The following is an 18,978-nucleotide window of genomic DNA, read 5'->3' on the forward strand; positions in this document are numbered from 1 at the left end:
CATCCCGGCCAGACCTTGTCAGCAGAGGCAAGCCGCTGCGACGCCTCCTGTGTTCCACTTCCGCCGTGAATCCCGAAGTCTCATCGAACAAGCCTTCCCGGCAGCCCGCGCCGGCCTTTCCCCTCCCCCAACCCCGCCATGCCGCGCGCCTGCCCACGGGCCTGGCGCCCGAAGATTGGGCCCGCATCCGTCAGGCTGCCTATGCGCTGCCGCAGGTGCTGGTGCCGGCCGACCTTGACGACGGCAGCGACGAATCGCTGGACCGGCTGGGCTGCATCCAGATCTCTAAGGCCGCCGGCGGCGGCCGGCCCAGTCGCTGGCTGCTGCCGGCCCACATCCCCGTCGCCCTGGCCCAGCTGGACGCCACGCCGCTGGCCAACACGCTGCGCTCGCAGATGCAGCAGCGCCTGCACCAGCTCGAGAGCCTTGGGCTGCGACGCGAAGGCCTGGTGTTCACCAGGCTGTGCGTGCATCCGATCACGTTGGCCCACCAGGGCTGGCGCATCGACCTGTCGCACCGCGTCCCGGTACCCGAGGGGCCTGTCTGGTCCTTCTTCCGCGATGGCGACACGGCCGCCCTGCGGCATGCGCTGGGACAGGCGCCCGAGTATTCGTACAAGGCCGAGCTGGCCCTGCACCTGAACCACCTCGTCGCACGCAGCGAGGCCTTGGTCAACGAGGCCCAACTGGCCTCTTTGCTGCCACGCCTTCAGGCCGAATGCGGCGTGCCAATGCCTTTCGACGACCTCAAGGCCGCGCTGACCCGCGCCCAGGACCGCTGGGAGCAACAGGTAGAGGAGCAGGACACGCTGGCCAGCCTGGGTCGCGAGCTGGCCTTCCAGGGCTACCCGGACAGTTTCGATGCGGCGCGCAAGCTGGGCCGCAAGGTGACGCTCTACCTCGGCCCGCCCAACAGTGGCAAGACGCACGCCGCATTCGAGCGGCTGGCCCAGGCGCTGGACGGCGCCTACCTCGCGCCACTGCGGCTGCTGGCGCTGGAAGGTCGTGACCGCCTGGTGGGCCGCGGCGTGCCCTGCTCGCTGCTGACCGGCGAGGAGAACGTGCCAGCAGCGGATGCCCGCGTAGTGAGCAGCACCATCGAGATGGTCAACACGCGCGACGTGGTCGACGTGGCCGTCATCGACGAAGCGCAGATGATCTTCGACGACTCGCGCGGCTGGGCCTGGACCCAGGCCATCGTCGGCGTACCGGCACGCGAGCTCATCATCATCGGCTCAGCCTATGCTGCGCCGGCTATCGAGCGGCTGCTGCAGCTGTGCGGGGAGAAGCCTGAGCGACGCAGCTTCGAACGCAAGCAGCACGTGCAGCTGATGCCAGCGCCGGTGCCGATGACACATCTGCACGCTGGCGACGCCGTCGTCGCCTTCAGCCGCCGCGATGTGCTGATGCTGCGCGACCAGATCTCGCAGAACGGCCATGCCGTCAGCGTCATATACGGCGCACTGCCCCCCGAGGTGCGCCGCCGCGAGGCCGAGCGCTTCGCCGTCGGCGCCAGCGACGTGCTGGTCGCGACGGACGCCATCGGCATGGGCCTGAACCTGCCCATCCGCCGCGTGCTGTTCTCGACGCTGACCAAGTTCGACGGCATCGGCGACCGCGAGCTGAGCGTCAGCGAGGTGCACCAGATCGCCGGGCGCGCGGGCCGCTACGGTTTGCACGACGAGGGATTTGTCTCGGTGCTGAAGGAAGCCGAGGCTGACGCGCTGAAAACACTGCGCGCGCTGCTGCCCAAGGAGCCGCGCGCGCCGCGCGACTTCAAGGCGTCGGTGGCGCCCAACTGGCGTCACGTGCAGACCATCTCGCAGCGCATGGGCGTCAACAAGCTCTATGCGGTGCTGAGCATCTTCATGCAGCAGCTGCGCCTGGACGACGCCCATTTCGCCGTGGCCGAGCTGGAACAAATGCTCGAGCTGGCCGAGATGCTGGATCGCAACGCCGGCACGCTGCCACTGCAGGAACGCTTCCGCTATGCGCAGGCGCCAGTGGATGCACGGCTGCCGATGCTTGTGGAGCAGTTCGAGAGCTGGGCGACCCATCACGCCCGCACCGGCCAGGCGGGTCAACCCCATTTCCTCGACGAGTACGACCAGCACGGCCGCCTGGACCGCATGGAGCAGGCGCTGCGCATCTGCACACTGTGGCTGTGGCTGGACCTGCGCTTCCCCGGTGTCTACGGATACGTGGAAGAGGTCATCGACCTGCGCGGGCGGCTCAACGACGGCATCGAGCGCCAGCTGAAGGGGAAGAAGGCGCTATGGCAGCGGAGGGGGCGTTAGTAGCCACTAGCATGTACGGCTCTTGACCAGAGTCCCACATGAAGCTGCCATCCTTGCTCGCCCTGTTGTTCTGGACCGGCGCCGCCCTGGCGCAGGACACATCCGGCACCGATGCCGCAGTAAGCCTGTCGGCCGCGAGCGCCGAGCTCAAACGTCTTTTCGACGAAGACCAGGCCGAGCGCGCGCCGGTCCCGGGCAAGGCCACGGACTGGGGCACCGTGATGCTAAGGGACGAGGCACGCCAGCAGCGCGTCAAGGATTTGATCGCGAGCGGCAACCTGTCGACCGGCACCGACTACTACCACGCGGCCATGGTCATGCAGCACGCCAGCGAACCGGACGACTACCTGCTGGCCCACGACCTGTGCGTGGTTGCCATCAGCAAGGGCGAGACACGCGCCAAGTGGCTGGCCGCCGCCAGCCTGGACCGGTTCCTGGTCAGTATCGGGCGCCCCCAGCGCTTCGGCACCCAGTTCAGAAGCAACCATCCATCGCGCCCGCCCGCGCTGAGGCCTGTCGATCCGAACGTGCCTGATCAGCTTCGCCGTGAGCTGAACGTACCCACCTTGGCGCAGGCCAGGGCACGGGAACTCCAGATGGCCAAGGATGCCAGGGGTGACAAGCCAGTGGGCAGCGCCACGAAATAGGGCTGGCCCGCCTCCCGCTCAGGCTTGCACCAAGCCCAGTCCAATCAAGTCCCGCGCCGTCGCCACGATGGCATCGCGCGGCGCCCTCGGCGCCCAGCCCAGCACGTCCTGCGCATGGCTGGAGTCCTGGTGCCGCACTGTTCCCAGTTCGCTCGCAGCGACTCGCACCGTGGGGCTGATCCGGGCCAGCAGCCGCACTGCCCAGTCCGGCATCTGCAGGGTGGGAACACGCCGCGCCTGCTCGCCCAGTTCCGCGCGCAGGATCGCCGCGATCTCGCGCAGCCACAGGAAGCCGCCACAGGCGATGAAGCGCTCGCCGGCCATGCCGGGGGCCGTCAGCGCGTCCAGATGAAGCTCGGCCACATCGCGCACGTCCACGATGCCGAAGCCGATGCGGGGCAGCGCCGGGATGCGGCCCTGCAGCAGGCTTTGCACGATGACCACGCTGGCCGAGTAGTCGGCGCTGGCCACAGGCCCCAGCACGACCGAGGGGTTGACCGTGCAGAACTCCAGCCCGCCGCCCTCGCGCGCCACCCAGTCGCGCGCCGCGCGCTCGGCAACGGTCTTGGACTGCACATAAGGCGGGATGCCGGGCGTCTCCAGCCGCGTCCAGTCATCCTCAGTGAAGCGGTGCTCTCCGGGGCCGTGGCCGTACGAGATCGCGGCGACAGACGAGGTCATGACGACCCGCCGCACGCCCGCATCGCGCGCGGCCCTCAGCGCCCGCAGCGCTCCATCGCGGGCAGGAACGATCAGTTCGCTGGCATCGCGCGGCACTCCCACCGGCAGCGGCGACGCGAGGTGGGCGAGATGGCTGCAGCCGGCTGCAGCTTCGGCCCAGCCGGCATCTGCCGTCAGGTCGGCAGCGAAGCAGCGCAGTTGCTCGCGCGCGTCGCCCACATCCGCGCCGAGCAGCCGCCGCAGCGCCGGCTCTCGCCCTGGATCGCGCACCGTCGTGTGAACCTGCCAGCCGGCGGCCAGAAGCCGGCGGATCAGCACACCTGCGATGAAGCCGCTGCCGCCAGTGACGAGGACGCGCGGGCTCATCGAGCCTCCGCTGCGCTGGCCGGGACAGCGGGTGGGGGCTGCAGCAGCGCCTCGATCAGACGTCGCCCATTGACACCGTTGGTCAGCATGACGACGCCGTCGCCACTGCCCGGGACGAACCCCGCGAACGCGCGGTACTCGCCGTTGCTGCCGTTGTGGCTGACCCGCGTGCTGCCGCCCAGATACGTGATGACCCAACCCAGGCCGCGCGACGCGCTGAATGGCGACTCGCCCCGCGGCATCGGCGCCTGAGGCCGCAGCATGTCGTCATAGGCCGCGCGGGACAGGCCCTCGCGCTTGCACACCAGCGACAGGAAGCGGGCGTAGTCCTGCGCGGTCGTCACCAGCGAAGCTGCAGCCATCGGATAGTCGGTCAGGTTGCTCATGTCACGGCCGCCGCCGGCCTGCCGGGCGCTGCGATAGCCGCGCGAGGCCTGCGTGCCCGACGGCAGGGGGAGGGTAAAGCTGGAGTGCGGCATCCAGCGACCCAGGCGCGCCCGGAACAGCGCCTGCAGCGTGAGCCCGGTCTGGCGCTCGACGAAGGTCTGCAGCAACTGGAAGGCCTCGCCGGAGTAGCTGTAGGCCGTTCCGGGCGGGTGCTCGAAGGTGATGGGCGCGGTGCGTTCTGGGAAGTGGGTGTCGCCATCGACCCAGTTTGGCAGTCCGGTACGGTGGGTCAGCACCATGCGCGGCGTCAGTAGCGCGTAGGCGGCCTTGTCGGGGATGCGCGCGTAGTCGAAGGTCTGGGCAAAAGGCCGGTCCAGGTCAATGAGCTTCTCGTCGACGAGCTGCATGACCAGCCACGCGAAGACGGGCTTGGACAGCGACGCCGCCTCGAACACCGTGGCCGGCGTGACGGCGCGCGGCGGGTCCAGCTCTGCCTGGCCGGCCACCATGGCCTCGTCCGGCTCGCACCGCTTCAGCGTCGCGATGGCAATGCCCGGCACATCGAAGGCCGACAGCTGGCCCGCCAGCCGCTGCGCGCCGGGCAACGGCCGCAGCGCCAGGTCTGCAGCCATCGCCGACGGCAGGACAAGCGCCAGGGCCAGCGCCGCTGGCGCCAGCCGTCCCGTCACAGGTTTTCTCACACCGCTCTCCCGTTGCGCTGGCCAGGCCTCATCATTCCATGCCCTACGTCATGCCCGGGCCACTCCCATTGCCACGGCCCGGCCGTGCGGGGACAGTCGCGGCTTTCGAATCCACGGGAATCCTCTTGACCTCCGCCAACCCGACCGCGGCTGCCAGCGCCACGAACGACGTCCGCGCCCGCCACGACCGCGCCTTCCTGGGCCACCCCGCCGGCCTGGGCTGGCTGTCTTTCTGCGAGCTTTGGGAGCGCTTCAGCTACTACGGCATGCAGGCCCTGCTGGTGCTCTACCTCAGCAACTATCTGTTCATGCCGGAGAACATCGGCAACGTGGCCGGCATGGACGCCCTGCGCGCGGCCATCGAGAACATCACCGGGCCGCGCTCGCCGCAGCAGTTGGCCTCGGCCGTGTTCGGCCTCTACGTAGGCCTCGTCTACCTGACACCCATCTTCGGCGGGCTGATCGCCGACCGCTGGCTGGGCCGCACCAAGACCGTCGTCATCGGAGCACTGCTGATGGCGGCGGGTCATTTCCTGATGGCTTTCGAGACGGCGCTGCTGCCAGCGCTGTCCTGCCTGCTGCTGGGCGTGGGGGCGTTCAAGGGCAACATCGCCGCCCAGGTGGGCGACCTCTACGCGCCCGGCGACAAGCGCCGCGCGAGTGCCTTCCAGATCTTCATGCTGGCGGTGCAGATCGCCGTCATCGCCGCGCCGATCGTCTGCGGCACGCTGGGCGAGAAGGTGGGCTGGCACTGGGGCTTCGGCTCGGCAGGCGTGGGCATGCTGATCGGGCTGTTCGTCTACCTGGCCGGCCGCCGCTGGCTGCCACCCGAAGCACCACGCGGCAACGCCAGGGCTCAGGCCGAGGAGCACCCGCCCGTCGGCCGGCGCGGCCTGCTGCAGGTGGTGCTGCTGATGGCCATCCTGCCCATCCTGATGCTGTCCATCGTGGGCAACCAGCAGTACAACAACGGCTTCCCGCTGTGGTCGCAACAGCACATGGACATGACGGTGGGCAGTTTCACCGTGCCGGTGACCTGGCTGCAGGCCGTCGACGCGCTGCTGAGCACCTCCACCATGCTGGCCTCACTGGCGTTCTGGCGCTGGTGGGCCAACCGCAGGCGTGAGCCGGACGAGATCACCAAGATGGCCCTGGGCTGTTTCGTCGCGGCTGGCGCACCAGCACTGCTGATGATTCCGGCGCTGTCCATCGAGGACGGCGGCGCGCGCATCAGCATCCTGTGGTCGTTCGGCTATGCGCTGGTCAACAACATCGGCTTCGCCAACATCATGCCGGTGGGCCTGGCACTGTATTCACGCGTCGCGCCGCGCGGCTTCCAGGGCGTGATGCTGGGCATCTACTACCTGCACCTGTTCCTGGGCAATATCTTCGTCGGCTGGCTGGCGGGCCTGCTGGAGGTGATGAAAGGCTCCAACTTCTGGGCCCTGCACGCCGTGCTGGTGGCCTGCGCGGGCGCGGGGTTGCTGGTCGTGAAGCTGGTGTTCGGCAGGCTGCTGGCGCCGGACGAGGAGCAGGCCGCATGATTACCGTCCACCACCTGAACAACTCGCGCTCACAGCGCGTGCTGTGGCTGCTGGAAGAGCTGGGGCTGGCCTACGAGATCCAGCGCTACCAGCGCGACGCCAAGACCTCGCTGGCGCCACCTGAGTTGCGCCAGGTGCATCCGTTGGGCAAGTCGCCCGTCATCACCGACGGTGCACTGACGGTGGCCGAGAGCGGCGCCATCCTGGAGTACCTGGTGGACAAGTACGGCCACGCAAGGCTCAAGCCTGCGGGCGAGCAGGAACTGCTGCACTACCGCTACTTCATGCATTTCGCCGAGGGTTCGGCCATGCCGCCGCTGCTGATGAAGCTGGTGTTCAACAAGGTCAAGCGCGCGCCAATGCCCTTCTTCATCAAGCCCGTCGCCAGGGGCATTGCGGACAAGGTGCTCGGCAGCTTCGTGCAGCCCAACATTGACGCGCAGCTGAAGTTCCTGGAAGCCGAGCTGACGGCGCGGCCCTGGTTCGCTGGCGCGGAGTTCTCGGCGGCGGACGTACAGATGAGCTTCCCGCTGGAAGCGGCGGCGGCGCGGGGCGGCTCGATGGATGGCTACCCCAAGCTGCACGAGTTCCTGGACCGCATTCATGCGCGGCCGGCGTACAAGAGGGCGCTGGAGCGCGGCGGGCCTTACAGCCTGATGACCTGATCAGCGCGCGCCTGGCGATGCGCACCACTGGCGCTCGCAGGGCACGCCGTCGTGATCGCCGTCCATCTGCGTGCCCGGACAGTGGTTGATGAACCAGGTGGCTTCCGCGCAGGACGTCATCTGTGAACAGTGCGTTCGACCATCGCAACGAAAGCCTGTTTCCATGGGCGTGGCCGCCTCCCGCGGGGCTCCTGGCGCCGGCTGGGCCATCGCAGGCGGCATGCTCTCGAGATGCCGTCTATGGGCGGCAGCTTGGTACCAACCATGGCCCCACCAGCTGCCCATGACGACGGCCAGCAACGCCAGGCCCAGCCCCAGCCGACTCGACTGGCCAGCACGGGCTCGTCCATGTACAGGCTGGACACTTGGCCGGGCACCTGACTGGGCACCTGACTGGACGTTTGACCGAGTGGACGTCCCTATGGCCGTGCGCAGCACGTTGACGGCCTGCACGCGACCGTCACGGCCGCGGCCCAGCTCGAAGCTCAAAGTCTCGCCGACGACTGGACGAGACCCGTCGCGCGGCGGCGCGCTGACATGCACGAACAGCTCAGCGCCCCCCTGGGTTGGCGCGATGAAACCGAAACCTCGCTCGTCATTCCAGGAGCGCAGGATGCCGGTCGATCTCATGAAGCGCTCCCCAGCGTTCAACGCCCGGCCGGCCTGCGCCCGTACTCCACCACCTGACACCCCGCCCCCTTCGGATCCTCGCAGCACGCCGCCAGCTTCTTCAGGCTGTCGGCGAACTGCTGGTCCCACTGCGCCTGGCTGTGCAGATCGCCCGGGCTCATCCAGTGCGACTGCGGGAACCTCTTCGACCAGTCGTCCCCGCCCTCCTGGTGCCCGCGTCCCGTGGACTGGTCCATGGCCACCTTGCAGGAGTTCATGTTGCCCATGCGGTGGCAGGCAGTGCAGGTGTTTCCGCGCGTCGTGATGCCGAAGGCGTCCAGCCGGGCCCAGGCCTTCTTGAAGTCCGCGCCTATGGCCTTGGGCTCGTAAAAGCCGAAGGGATCGCCGGGCAGCTGGGTGGTCTGCGCAATGTAGGGGCTGTACATGAAAGGGCCGCTGTCGTGGCAGTTCACGCAAGCGGGCTGGCTCCAGGCCACCTGGTGGGGCGTCTGCCAGACCCTGTCGGCCGGCAGCGCCTTGACGCCCTCGGGACTGGCGGCCTGGGCTTTGCGCGTCAGCGTACTGGGGGAAGGCACCCAGCGGCCATCTATGCCCTTCTCCTTGGTCAGCGGCGCCTTGGCCTTGGCGGTGAACCAGCACGTCTTGCCGTCCTTCAGGCTGTGGGAGATGACGTTGATCTCGTCGAACAGAGCGCTGCCCGCTGGCCGCGCGACCTGCTTGCGGCAGATGGCGCTGATCTGCGCGGCCTTGTCGTCGCGCAACACCAGCGCGCGGCTGCCGGGCACGCACTGGCCCTGGCTGCCTTGGTCATGCTGGGGCAGCAGCGATGGCCGGTCGCAGCGCGCTGGCGCGTGCTCCGCCGGCACGGGCCGGCCGTCGATGGTGATGGGAATCTCCTGGCCAGCCATGCAGTTGAAGGCCGGGATCTCGCTGATCTGCGCGGCGCACTGGCGGCCGTACTCGAACAGCGTCTCGGCCTGCGCGGCACCGGCCAGCAGCAGCAGCAGCAGTGCGCGCTTCATACGATCACCAGCCCTTTCTCTGCCATCGCCACGGCACGAATGGCCTGGTGATAGCGGGCATAGCCGGTGCAGCGGCAGATATGCTGGCCGACGGCATCCTCAATGGCGGCGTCCAGCAGCTCGCGCCGCACGGGCTGCACGCGCAGCCGGGCCAGCAGCATCTCGGTGGCCATGACGAAGCCCGGCGTGCAGTAGCCGCACTGGAAGGCAAAGTGGTCCAGGAAAGCCTGCTGCACGGCGCTGGGCTTGTCCATGCTGCCGGTGCCCTCCACCGTCGTGATGCTCTGACCCTGCAGCAGTGCCACCGGCGTGGAGCAGGCCAGCAGGGGTTGGGCCTGGCTGGTGGGCACGCGCCGCGCGGCCACGGTGCAGGCCTTGCAGACGCCGATGCCGCAGCACAGCCGCGTGCCGGACAAGCCCAGCTCCTCGCGCAGGAAGTCGACGAGGGGCAGGTCGGTGGGCACGTCGGCCTGCACCGGCCGGCCGTTGACGTGGAACTGGACGGGAACGAGGTCGCTCATGACAAGGCCTTTTCGATGTCGGCTGCGGTGATGGGCAGGGTGCGAAAGCGCTTGCCCGTGGCATGCGCGATGGCATTGCCTATGGCCGGTGCGATGGGGCAGAGCACGGCCTCGGCGATGCCCTTGGCCGTGGACTCGTCGCCCGCCAGCGTCGTGATGTTGAGGCGAGTCAGCGGGACATCGGCGCTCAGCGCCACGTGGTAGCGGTCCAGGTTCCAGCGCCCGTCGCCCGCACCGCCGGCCTCCAGCGGCAGGTTCTCCAGCAGCGCGTAGCCGATGCCCATGGCCACGCCACCCTGGGCCTGGCCCAGGAGCAGGTCCGGCTGCAGCACCTTGCCGGCATCCAGCAAAAGCTCGACGGCGACGACGCGCGGCTCGAAGCCGCGGGGCCCCAACTCGATCGCCACCAGCACGCCGGAGGGCGCGTACAGGCTGCGACCGTAGAGCCCCGCCTCGGGGTTGGGCGGGGCGACGTCCTGGCGCGGAATGGGCGTCCAACCCGCCTGGCCACCCGCGCGCAGCGACAACCCGTCGATGGGCAGCAGCAGCGCGGGCCCGGCCGGCACGGCGTAGGTCGCCGACACCCACGCACCCTCGTAGAGGCCGTGCACCATGGCCGCCGTCGTCAGCCCGGCCTGATGGACCTTGGCGGCCAGCGCAACCAGTGGCAGGGGCGCCAGGCCCGGCGCCGTGAGGCGGCCCGCCTCCCAGCGGGCCTGGCTCTGCAGCTGCGCCAACGGCACCCCCCACAGCGCCGCCGCCGCCGGCAGCAGGCCGGCCTGAAACAGCACGCGGCTGGCTTGCTCGGTGACGTGCACCTGGTGGAAGGCCGTCAGGCAGGCACTGCTGGACATCGCAAAGCCGGCCGTCCAGTTGGGCTGGCTCCAGTCGCCGCCCTTGTAGCTGCTGACGTCCAGCGCGTTGAAGCTACCAACGTCGCCCATGACGACGTCGTGGGCGTTGTGGCCCAGCCAGCCCGCGGTGGAGAGGGCGAGCGTCGTCGCCGAGCCGTTGCCCATGTCCACGCAGTTGGTGCGCACGGCCAGGCGGCCGTCAGGCGCAAGGGCCACCTCGGCCATGACGCCGTCCTTGCCCGTGCCGTAGGCCTGGTTGGCCAGCGCAAACCCCACGCCGTAGCGCACGCCCTCGCGCGCCTTGCGGGCCTTCACGGCCTCGCGTTCGCGCCACAGCGGATGCTCGCGGGCCCGGCGACAGATCTCGCGCAGCGTCATCGCCTGCGTCAGCGGCGCCCCGGTGATGGTGCGGTCACCCTCGCGCAACGCGTTGATCTCGCGCAGCAAGATGGGGTCGCGCTTCAACGCCACGGCCACCTCGTCCACCAGCGTCTCCACTGCCCAGCTGGCCTGCGGCCCGCCAAAGCCGCGCATGGAGCCGGCCACCACGCCCGTGGTGGGCTGGGCGATGGCGTCCACATAGGCCTGCCTGATGTCGTAGCCGCTGAGGCCGCAGTAGGCCGCCAGCATGGCGACGAACTGGCTGTAGTTGTTCTGGCCGCCAGCGGGCAGCACCTGCTGGCTGCTGAAGGCGAGGAACCTGCCTGTCTTCGCGTCGACAGCGATGCGCTGGCTGATGTTGCTGGCCAGCTGCTTGAGCCCGCCCTGGAACTGCTCGTAGCGGTCCTGCGCGATACGCACTGGCCCATCAGCCAGCGCGGCCGTGACGGCAAGCAGCGACGCAAAGGTGGACACGTCGCGCCCACCGAAGCCGCCGCCGGGATAGCACGAGTTCAGCACCACGGTCTTGACCTGCACTGGGCAGTCCTTGCCGAACAGGGCCAGGCTGTCGCCGCTGTCTCCGTTGGTGGCCTGCGTGCCCAGTACGAGGTTGAGCGTGCCGGTGCCGGCGCTGTCGAGCCACGCCAGGCCGGCCTCGGGCTCCATGAACATTGGATCCAGCACCTGCGTACCGTAGCTGCCGCCCAGCTGCAGCACGGCAGGGCTTGCGGTCCTCAGCGTGGCGTCGATGCGCTGTCGCAGGGCCTTGGCCGTCGTGTTGTAGGGCGCCGAGGATGAATCGGGCTGGAACGGATCGGACGCAAAGCCCACCTGTACCTGCGAGAAGGGCGGCACGCCCGCAGCCTCGTAGCGCGTCAGCGTGGTGGCGGGGTTGTAGGCCTTGAGCCGTGGCGGCGCGGGCGGGGCGGCGGCTGTCTTCACGACCCCAGGCTGGAACTGCAGCGCACGCTTGGCGCGGCGGTAGGTGTTGGCATCGGCAAAGACCAGGATTGCCACCGGCTGGCCGTAGAACTGCGGTGCCGCCCCGACCGGCACCAGCAGCTGGTACACGCCGTCGTTACCCTGGGTGGAGAAGGGCAGCTGCAGGTTCAGCGCGGCCAGGTCGCGCTGCGGCCAGGGGAAGCCAGGCAGCGGCTGCTGCGTGATCGTCAGCAGCGGCCGGGCCTGCGCAGCGTCCAGGGGCGACAGATCCAGGCCCGCGAAGGCCAGGCCGGGCTGAGTCGCGCGCAGGATCATGGCCATGCGCTCGGCCTGAGGCCAGCCAGGCATGTCGGCGGCACGGAAGTCGCGGGCATAGATCTTCTGCCCTGTGACCTTGGCCAGGCCGTCAATGCGAAAGCGCGCCTTGCCGGGGGCGCCGGACCAGCTCGGCGCCCCGGAGGGCGTGCGCGGCTGGGTAGGCGTGCCCTCGGGCTGCGGCCGAGCGCCGGGGTTCTTCAGCGCAGCCGGCTTGGCCAGGGCCAGCTCGTTCACCAACAGCGTCACCGCACCGGCGCCCGCGCCGATGACGCGGCGGCGGGTCAACCTGAACGGTCCGTTCGAGTTCGCCGTGTCCGACACACCTGCCTCCCATCGTTGTGATGGGGAGCGAGTGTGTCACCGCAACAAGGCGCTAGGGACGGCAATAACGTCCGTTGGACCCCGGCAGTTCTGCCGGGTTACGGCGCGGGGCGGCTGCGGTAGAAGGTCATGGGCTCCGCCTTCAACTGCTTCAGCACGTTCTTGCGCATCGCGCCGACGACGTGCATCTCGCAAGGCTTGCAGTCGAAGCGCAGCGTCAGTGTGTCCTCGCCGTGGGTCAGTGTCAGCGGCTCGGCCCGCACCGTGCCCTGCACGCCGGTCACACCCTTGGCCTGCTTGGGGCACAGGCTCAGGCTCCAGCGCACGCAGTGCTTGGTGATCATCAGCGGCACCTCGCCCAGCTCTTCGTGGCTCTCGTAGGCGGAACCGACGACCTTGACGCCGTGGCGGGCGTAGAACGCGGCGGCGCGGCTGTTGTAGACGTTGGCAAGGTAGCTCAGCGTGTCCTCGGGGTAGGGCGCGGGCGGCTCCACGGGCGTGGCGCGCGGCAGGCGCTGGAAGGCGGTGTCGCGGGCCGACTCCAGCGCGGCAACCGCGTCGCGGCGCAGCGCATTGAGCTTGCTGGCGGGCAGGAACAGCGGCTCGCGCATCGACAGGCGCACGCGGCGGGCCGTGAAGATCGTGTCGCCCAGCCGGGCCAGGCCTTCCTTGAGCTGGGTCTCGGCCTGTTTGGCGTCGCGGGCTGGCTCGTGAGCATGCGGCAGGTGCACAGAGGCCTTGGTACCGGTCCCGTCCTTGAGGCTCAGCTCAAAGCCATCCTGGACCTGGGCCAGCGAGACGTCCACGGCGATGCGCCGTTCGCTGCTGGGCTTGGCGAGCATGCGCTCCCATGCCATGTCGCGGTTGCGGTTGACGGCCGTGCCCGGGAAGAGGTCCTTGAGGTCGCCGAACGCCTGGTCCTTGGACAGGTTGGGCGCTATGCGCCAGCGCGTGCCGCCCAGGGGCGTTGCGACATTGACAGGCACGCCCTGCAGCTCGCCCTGGCGGTCCCACCAGGTCAGCGCATCACCGTTGTTGACGACCTTGACCGCATCGCCTGTGTCGATGTCGAAGTCCTCCGGGCCGACGCGCACGATGTCGCCCAGCGGCAAGCCGGCGTGCTTGGGGCTGTCGAAGGCGCCAATGTCGATCTTGCGGCCGTTGACGAAATAGTCGGTGCCGCCGCGGTTGAAGGCCTGTTCGGGCTCGGGCGTGAACGTGAACGTACAGCGGCCGTGGCCGGTGGCAGCCAGTTCGGGACGGGCGTCCATGATCGCGTCCAGCAGCGTGCGGTAGTGCGCCGTCACGTTCTTGACGGTGGCCATGTCCTTGTAGCGGCCTTCGATCTTGAAGCTGCGGATACCGGCGTCGATGAGAGCTTCCAGGTTGGCGCTCTGGTCGTTGTCCTTCAGGCTCAGCACATGCTTGTCGTGGGCCACGACGCGGCCTTTCGCGTCCTTCACCGTGTAGGGCAGGCGGCACTCCTGGCTGCAGCTGCCGCGGTTGGCGCTGCGGCCGGTGTGGGCATGGCTGATGAAGCACTGTCCGCTGTAGGCCACGCACAACGCGCCGTGCACGAAGAACTCCAGCGTGGCCTGCTGCACCTGCTCACGGATGGCCAGGATCTGCTTCAGGTCCAGTTCGCGGGCCAGCACCATCTGCGAGAAGCCGACGTCCTGCAGGAAGCGCGCCTTCTCCGGCGTGCGTATGTCGGTCTGCGTGCTGGCGTGCAGCTGCATGGGCGGCAGGTCCAGCTCCAGCAGACCCATGTCCTGCACGATGAGGGCATCCACGCCCGCATCATGCAGCTGCCAGGCCTGCCGGCGCGCACCCTCCAGCTCGTCGTCACGCAGGATGGTATTCATCGTGACGAAGATCCGCGCGTTGAAGCGGTGGGCATGCTTCACCAGCCGCGCGATGTCTTCGAGGGTGTTGGGTGCCTTGTCGCGCGCGCCAAAGCCGGGGCCGCCGATGTAGACGGCGTCGGCGCCATGGTTGACGGCTTCGATGCCGATGTCGGCATCGCGGGCGGGGGCGAGCAGTTCGAGCGGAACGCGTGTTGGGTGAGCGGCGGCCATGCGCGGATTTTCACCGCTGCGCACCCTTCAAGCCGGGTCGACGAGGGCGCTGCTGCTGGCCATCTGCAGCCGCTTCTCGCCGCGCCAGGCCGCCAGGCCGTCCGGCGCCTCGCGCGGCGACAGGCCGCTTGCGCGGATGGCACCCACATAGCCATCGCGCCCCTGGGCCTTGGCCGCGTAGAGCGCGGAGTCGGCCAGTGCCAGGCAGGCGCGCCAGTCCCACAGCCGCGGGTGACGCGGATCCAGCGGGAATGCGCAGAAGCCGATGGAAACCGTCACGTGCACGGTCTCGCCGGGCGCGATCTCGAAGGGCTGGTCACGCACTGCTGCGCAGACGCGCGCGGCCAGCTCGGCGGCATCGCGCCGATCAGTCTCGCGGGCCAGGGTCAGCACCTCCTCGCCGCCCCAGCGCACCAGCGAATCAGTCTCGCGGAAGACCTGGCGCAGGCGCTGGGCCAGCTGCACCAGCACCGCGTCACCCGCCGCATGGCCGTGCACGTCGTTGATGCGCTTGAAGTGGTCGAGGTCCAGCAGCAGCAGCAGCAGGTCGGCGTCAGGTCCCGGGCCGGCGTCGTCCGGCGTCTCGAAGCGGCGCAAGCACAGGCGCAGGTCGTCATCCAGGCGCAACTCCAGATAGCGGCGGTTGCGCAGGCCTGTCAGCGCGTCCGTCAGGCTGAGCTCGCGCAGCTCGGCCGTACGCTCATCCACCAGGGCCTTGAGCTCGGCCTCGCGCCGGCGAAGCGAGCGCGTGCGCCAGCGCATCCAGGCCCACAGGGCCAGCAGCGTCAGCAGCACGCCGGCCACGCGCGCCATCGTGGTCTCCCACCAGGCGGGCTCCAGCGTGATGGGCAGCTGCAGCTGCTCGCTGCCCCACAGGCTGTGGTGGGCCGTCGCACGCACCTGCAGCAGGTAGCGACCGGGCTTGAGCGGCCCGAAGCTGGGGTTACGGCCCGCTGCGTCGACGCGCGTCCAGTCGCTGTCAAGCCCCTCCAGCCGGTACTCGTAGCGCAGCCGCGTCGGGTCGGCGTAATCCAGCGCCGCGAACTCGACGGACAGGCTGCGCTTGCCCGGCGGCAAACGCAGGCCCTCGCGCAACGTGTGGGGCTGTTCGTACGGCTGACCGTTCACGCGAAGGCCGCTGATGACCAGCGGCGGGCTGGATGGCAGGGTGCGCCAGGACTCCGGCAACACGCGCAACAGGCCGCGGCTGCCGCCGAACAGCAGGCCGCCGCCAGGCAGCTCCGCGCTGGCGAAGAACCAGAAGCTGCCAAAGTTGGCTCCCTCGGCGCTGCCGAAGCTGTCCAGCCGGTCTGCCGCAGGGTCGTAGACGTAGAGCTGGCTCCAGATGCGCCCCTGGCCGTCCTCGTGCAGGTTGCCACCGAACACGCCCTCCATGCCGTGGCGCTCGCTGATTCGCTCGAAGCGAGCGCGTCCCTCGGTATCCCAGTCCTTCAGACGGTGCAGGCCGCTGACGGGCGTGTCCACCCATAGCCGGCCGTCGCGCCCCCACAGCAGTCCCATGACGATGGGACTGCCCAGCGTTTGCCTGGGCGCCTGAGGCACGACCTCCAGCCCGCCCGCACCAGCCACGCGCTCGCGGAACAGGCCCTGCTGGCCACCCACCCACAGCCGGCCGTCCGGCGCCACACGCAGCGTGTAGACGCCGCCTTGCAGCAGCAGGCCATCCAGTGGATGCACGCGCTCGGGCGCTGCAGCGACGCCGGCCAGGCGGTAGAGCCCTTCCTGCATGCCCAGCCAGACGCTCCCGTCCTGTCGCAGCAGCAGCTGCTGGGCCCGGCCGCCGTCCAGGGGCCAGTCGCGCAGCAGGCGGCCGTCTGCGGCACGGTGCTCCAGCCGGCCGGCTGCCGCCATCCAGAGGCTGCCGTCGGTCGCCTCGGCCAGGGCCTCGACGACGCTCTGCCGCTCGCGCGGCAATTCGCCCAACGTGGCCAGCTCGCGGCCCGGGCGGCCGTCCAGGCGCACGACATGGCCACTTTGCGTAGGCGCCAGTACCTCGCCGTTCCTCAGTGCCAGCATGGCACGCACGTCGGCCTCGGCCATGGGGCCGGCGGGGTCCGCGTCGGGGCCGCGCACGGCCAGGGCCGGGTGGGACAGATGCCGCTGCACGCCCAAGCCATAGCCACTGACCCACATGGCACCGCTGCGGTCACGCAGCAGGCCGCTGACGTCGTTGCCGGCCAGGCCCATGACGCGACGCGGATCCTGGCGCAGCCGGGCCTCAACGGCGCCACTGGCCGGATTGACCCAGAACAGGCCCACCTTGCCACCCACCCACAACCGTCCGTCGGCAGCCTCGGCCAGCGCATTGATGGGCATGCCCAGTGCCTGCACCCAGCGCACCTGACCTTGTTCGACGACGCCCAGGTGCCCGTCCTGCGTGCCCAGCCAGATACGGCCGGCGCGGTCCTCCACCAGAGCCTGCACCGGCATGCCGTCAGGCAGGCCGGGCAGGACGACGTTCTCCCAGGCCCCCTTGGCGAAGCGAGCCAGACCGCGCCAGTGACCAGCCCAGACTGCGCCATCGCTACCCACGCGCAGCGCCAGCACGCGTGTCTCGGCCTCGTCGCGCCAGCGCAGCTCGTGCGCCTCGAAACGTCGGGCCGCCGGGTCGTAGCGATAGAGGCCTCTGCCCAGCGTGCCGACCCAGACCACGCCATCCTGCCCCGTCGCCAGCGCACGTATGGGCGCCTGCGGCCCGTTGCCACCTTGCGCGCCTCCATGGCGTTCGACGCGGTCCTGCTCGGGGTCATAGGCCATGAGGCCCTGGAACTCGGTGCCTATCCACATGCGGCCGTCAACCGCCGACGCCATCGCCCGCACCCAGCCCAGGCTGCGGCTGGCCGTCGTGTCGCCGGCCAGCTCGATGGGACGCAGCCGGTAGCCGTCGTAGCGCGTCAGGCCCTTGCTCGTGGCGATCCAGACGAAGCCGGCGCGGTCCTGGGCGATTGCAGGCACCGTGTTCTGCGGCACGGCCACGCTGCGGAACTGCACCTCCAGCACACCCACGCCGGCGTCGGCGCGGGCCAGGCCCAGCCCGCAGCAGATCAGCAGGCCGGCCAGGCCACGAACCAGGAGTTGCATAGGCCCGGCATCCTAAGGGCGCCGGTTGACGCAACGGCCGCGACTCGAGTGCCGACGGCCTCAGTCGGCCAACAAGTCACGCAGCCGGCGTTGCGGATCCGCCATGAAGTCGCGCAGAACCCGGAAATGGGCGGTGTCTTCATAGTCCACGCGGCGGATGCCGTCGGCATCGAAGTGGTAGATCCAGGCGTCCGGGTACGCCATCAGCATGGATGAATGCGTCGCGATGACGAACTGCGAGTCCTGGCGCACCAGCGCATGCAGCCGCACCAGCGCATCGAGCTGGCGCTGCGGCGACAGCGCCGCCTCCGGTTCGTCGAGGATGAAGAGGCTGCGACCGCCAAAGCGCTTGTTGAGCAGCTTGAGGAAGGACTCGCCATGGGACTGCTCGTGCAGCGAGTGCCCACCGTAGGCGCCGATGATGGGCGGGCCGCCCGGCCCCTCGTCCAGCCGCTCGATCTCCGTGGCGACGTTGAAGAAGCTCTCGGCGCGCAGGAACCAGCCGTCCCGCGGACGCTTTACGCCCCTGGCCACGCGCAGGGCCTCATGTAGCGCCGAGTGCGAAGCCCGCGTGCCGAAGTTGAAGTTCCTGCTGCCGCCCTCGGCGTTGAACCCCATGGCGACAGCCAGGGCCTCCAGCAGCGTGGACTTGCCCGAACCGTTCTCGCCGACGAAGAAGGTCACCCTGGGGTGCAGCACCAGACGGTCCAGCGTGCGCACGGCCGGCAGGTTGAAGGGATAGCGCTCGAAGGACCCTATCTTGTCGCGCTGCAGTTCGAGATGGAAGACGAATTGGGAAGCCAGCATGCGCCGACTATGCCAAGGCCGGCGGGCTTCAGGCCATCGAACTCACCGCATCCACCACCACCCGCCCGTCCAGCAGCCGCAACGTGCGCGACGCCTGGGCGGCGTGCTCCAGCGAGTGCGTGACCATGACCAGTGTCGTGCCCTCCGCGTTGAGCTCGCGCAGGATGCGCATGACCTCCGCACCGTGGGCGCTGTCGAGATTGCCGGTCGGCTCGTCCGCCAGCAGCAGGGCCGGCCGCGCGGCGATGGCACGGGCAATGGCCACACGCTGCTGCTGGCCGCCGCTGAGCTGGCTGGGCCGGTGGCCGGCCCTGTGAGCGATGCCCAGCCGCTCCATGACCTCCACCACGCGCTCGCGGCGCGCTCGCGCCTGAAGCTCGCCATACTCCAGCGCCAGCCCGATGTTGTCGGCCACCGTCAGGTCGTCAATGAGGTTGAAGCTCTGGAACACGAAGCCGATGCGGCCGCGGCGCAGCGTGTTGAGCTGGCGCTCGTTCCAGCCGGCAACGTTCTGGCCATCGAACCAGTACTCGCCGCCGCTCGGCGCGTCCAGCAGGCCCAGGATGCCCAGCAGCGTGGACTTGCCGCAACCCGAAGGTCCGGTGATGGCGAGGTACTCGCCGGTCTCGATGTCGAGGTCGACACGGTCCAGTGCCGTAGTCTCGACGTCAGTGGTGCGGAAGGTCTTGGTGAGGTGACGGAGCTTGAACATGG

General features: G+C 69.4%; 14 protein-coding genes. 4 read left to right on the plus strand and 10 right to left on the minus strand.

The genetic code is table 11. From position 1 onward, the window contains the following. Positions 1 to 65 precede the first annotated feature (65 nt). Together QM732_RS23295 and QM732_RS23300 are read left to right on the plus strand one after the other, a co-directional pair. Positions 66 to 2,297 (plus strand): helicase-related protein, encoded by a 2,232-nt coding sequence (locus tag QM732_RS23295; RefSeq protein ID WP_415658467.1) that lies wholly within the window; start codon positions 66 to 68, stop codon positions 2,295 to 2,297. A 53-nt stretch (positions 2,298 to 2,350) separates the two neighbouring features. Then, positions 2,351 to 2,944, plus strand: a complete 594-nt coding sequence (locus tag QM732_RS23300) for a hypothetical protein (protein WP_415658468.1) — start codon at positions 2,351 to 2,353, stop codon at positions 2,942 to 2,944. Between the two features lie 18 nt (positions 2,945 to 2,962). Here QM732_RS23300 and QM732_RS23305 read toward each other — a convergent pair whose 3' ends face one another. Further along, on the minus strand, positions 2,963 to 3,991 hold the full coding sequence (locus QM732_RS23305) for an NAD-dependent epimerase/dehydratase family protein (RefSeq protein ID WP_415658469.1): 1,029 nt from the start codon (positions 3,989 to 3,991) through the stop codon (positions 2,963 to 2,965). Beyond that, entirely contained in the window at positions 3,988 to 5,079 is a 1,092-nt protein-coding gene (locus QM732_RS23310; RefSeq protein WP_415658470.1) for a serine hydrolase domain-containing protein, read from the minus strand. The genes QM732_RS23305 and QM732_RS23310 overlap by 4 nt, the downstream gene beginning before the upstream one ends. 125 nt (positions 5,080 to 5,204) lie before the next feature. Here QM732_RS23310 and QM732_RS23315 point away from each other — a divergent pair, with 125 nt between their 5' ends. Together QM732_RS23315 and QM732_RS23320 are read left to right on the plus strand one after the other, a co-directional pair. Then, on the plus strand, positions 5,205 to 6,623 hold the full coding sequence (locus QM732_RS23315) for a peptide MFS transporter (protein WP_415658471.1): 1,419 nt from the start codon (positions 5,205 to 5,207) through the stop codon (positions 6,621 to 6,623). Then, a complete protein-coding gene (locus tag QM732_RS23320; protein WP_415658472.1) occupies positions 6,620 to 7,288 on the plus strand; it encodes a glutathione S-transferase family protein in 669 nt (222 codons plus the stop codon). Before QM732_RS23315 ends, QM732_RS23320 begins: the two co-directional genes overlap by 4 nt. On the opposite strand, the gene QM732_RS23325 is transcribed toward QM732_RS23320, so the two are convergent. The 8 genes from QM732_RS23325 to QM732_RS23360 form a co-directional block, all read right to left on the minus strand. Continuing rightward, on the minus strand, positions 7,289 to 7,918 hold the full coding sequence (locus QM732_RS23325; protein WP_415658473.1) for an excalibur calcium-binding domain-containing protein: 630 nt from the start codon (positions 7,916 to 7,918) through the stop codon (positions 7,289 to 7,291). It abuts the gene before it with no gap. 17 nt (positions 7,919 to 7,935) lie between these two features. After that, positions 7,936 to 8,940: a hypothetical protein gene (locus QM732_RS23330; protein ID WP_415658474.1), complete on the minus strand. Its 1,005-nt coding sequence runs from the start codon at positions 8,938 to 8,940 to the stop codon at positions 7,936 to 7,938. Beyond that, a complete protein-coding gene (locus QM732_RS23335) occupies positions 8,937 to 9,461 on the minus strand; it encodes a (2Fe-2S)-binding protein (protein ID WP_415658475.1) in 525 nt (174 codons plus the stop codon). The genes QM732_RS23330 and QM732_RS23335 overlap by 4 nt, the downstream gene beginning before the upstream one ends. Then, positions 9,458 to 12,241, minus strand: coding sequence for a xanthine dehydrogenase family protein molybdopterin-binding subunit (locus QM732_RS23340; protein WP_415658476.1), 2,784 nt, complete (start codon positions 12,239 to 12,241; stop codon positions 9,458 to 9,460). The genes QM732_RS23335 and QM732_RS23340 overlap by 4 nt, the downstream gene beginning before the upstream one ends. A 134-nt stretch (positions 12,242 to 12,375) precedes the next feature. Beyond that, positions 12,376 to 14,355 carry a peptidase U32 family protein gene (locus tag QM732_RS23345; protein ID WP_415658477.1) on the minus strand — a complete coding sequence of 660 codons (1,980 nt, stop codon included), beginning with the start codon at positions 14,353 to 14,355 and terminating at the stop codon, positions 12,376 to 12,378. 27 nt (positions 14,356 to 14,382) lie between these two features. Continuing rightward, on the minus strand, positions 14,383 to 17,457 hold the full coding sequence (locus QM732_RS23350) for a diguanylate cyclase (protein WP_415658478.1): 3,075 nt from the start codon (positions 17,455 to 17,457) through the stop codon (positions 14,383 to 14,385). Positions 17,458 to 17,517: 60 nt separating this feature from the next. After that, positions 17,518 to 18,264, minus strand: coding sequence for an AAA family ATPase (locus QM732_RS23355; protein WP_415658479.1), 747 nt, complete (start codon positions 18,262 to 18,264; stop codon positions 17,518 to 17,520). 28 nt (positions 18,265 to 18,292) lie between these two features. Further along, a complete protein-coding gene (locus QM732_RS23360) occupies positions 18,293 to 18,976 on the minus strand; it encodes an ABC transporter ATP-binding protein (protein WP_415658480.1) in 684 nt (227 codons plus the stop codon). Positions 18,977 to 18,978 lie beyond the last annotated feature (2 nt).

It is taken from the genome of Roseateles sp., from assembly GCF_047654805.1.
Lineage (GTDB): Bacteria > Pseudomonadota > Gammaproteobacteria > Burkholderiales > Burkholderiaceae_C > Pelomonas.

Excerpts from the sequence above, each read along its gene's own strand:
- QM732_RS23355 (WP_415658479.1), bottom strand. The coding sequence starts at position 18,264 with ATGCTGGCTTCCCAATTCGTCTTCCATCTCGAACTGCAGCGCGACAAG.
- QM732_RS23330 (WP_415658474.1), bottom strand. The coding sequence starts at position 8,940 with ATGAAGCGCGCACTGCTGCTGCTGCTGCTGGCCGGTGCCGCGCAGGCC.
- QM732_RS23325 (WP_415658473.1), bottom strand. The coding sequence starts at position 7,918 with ATGAGATCGACCGGCATCCTGCGCTCCTGGAATGACGAGCGAGGTTTC.
- QM732_RS23360 (WP_415658480.1), bottom strand. The coding sequence starts at position 18,976 with ATGTTCAAGCTCCGTCACCTCACCAAGACCTTCCGCACCACTGACGTC.
- QM732_RS23335 (WP_415658475.1), bottom strand. The coding sequence starts at position 9,461 with ATGAGCGACCTCGTTCCCGTCCAGTTCCACGTCAACGGCCGGCCGGTG.
- QM732_RS23305 (WP_415658469.1), bottom strand. The coding sequence starts at position 3,991 with ATGAGCCCGCGCGTCCTCGTCACTGGCGGCAGCGGCTTCATCGCAGGT.
- QM732_RS23350 (WP_415658478.1), bottom strand. The coding sequence starts at position 17,457 with ATGCAACTCCTGGTTCGTGGCCTGGCCGGCCTGCTGATCTGCTGCGGG.
- QM732_RS23320 (WP_415658472.1), top strand. The coding sequence starts at position 6,620 with ATGATTACCGTCCACCACCTGAACAACTCGCGCTCACAGCGCGTGCTG.
- QM732_RS23345 (WP_415658477.1), bottom strand. The coding sequence starts at position 14,355 with ATGGCCGCCGCTCACCCAACACGCGTTCCGCTCGAACTGCTCGCCCCC.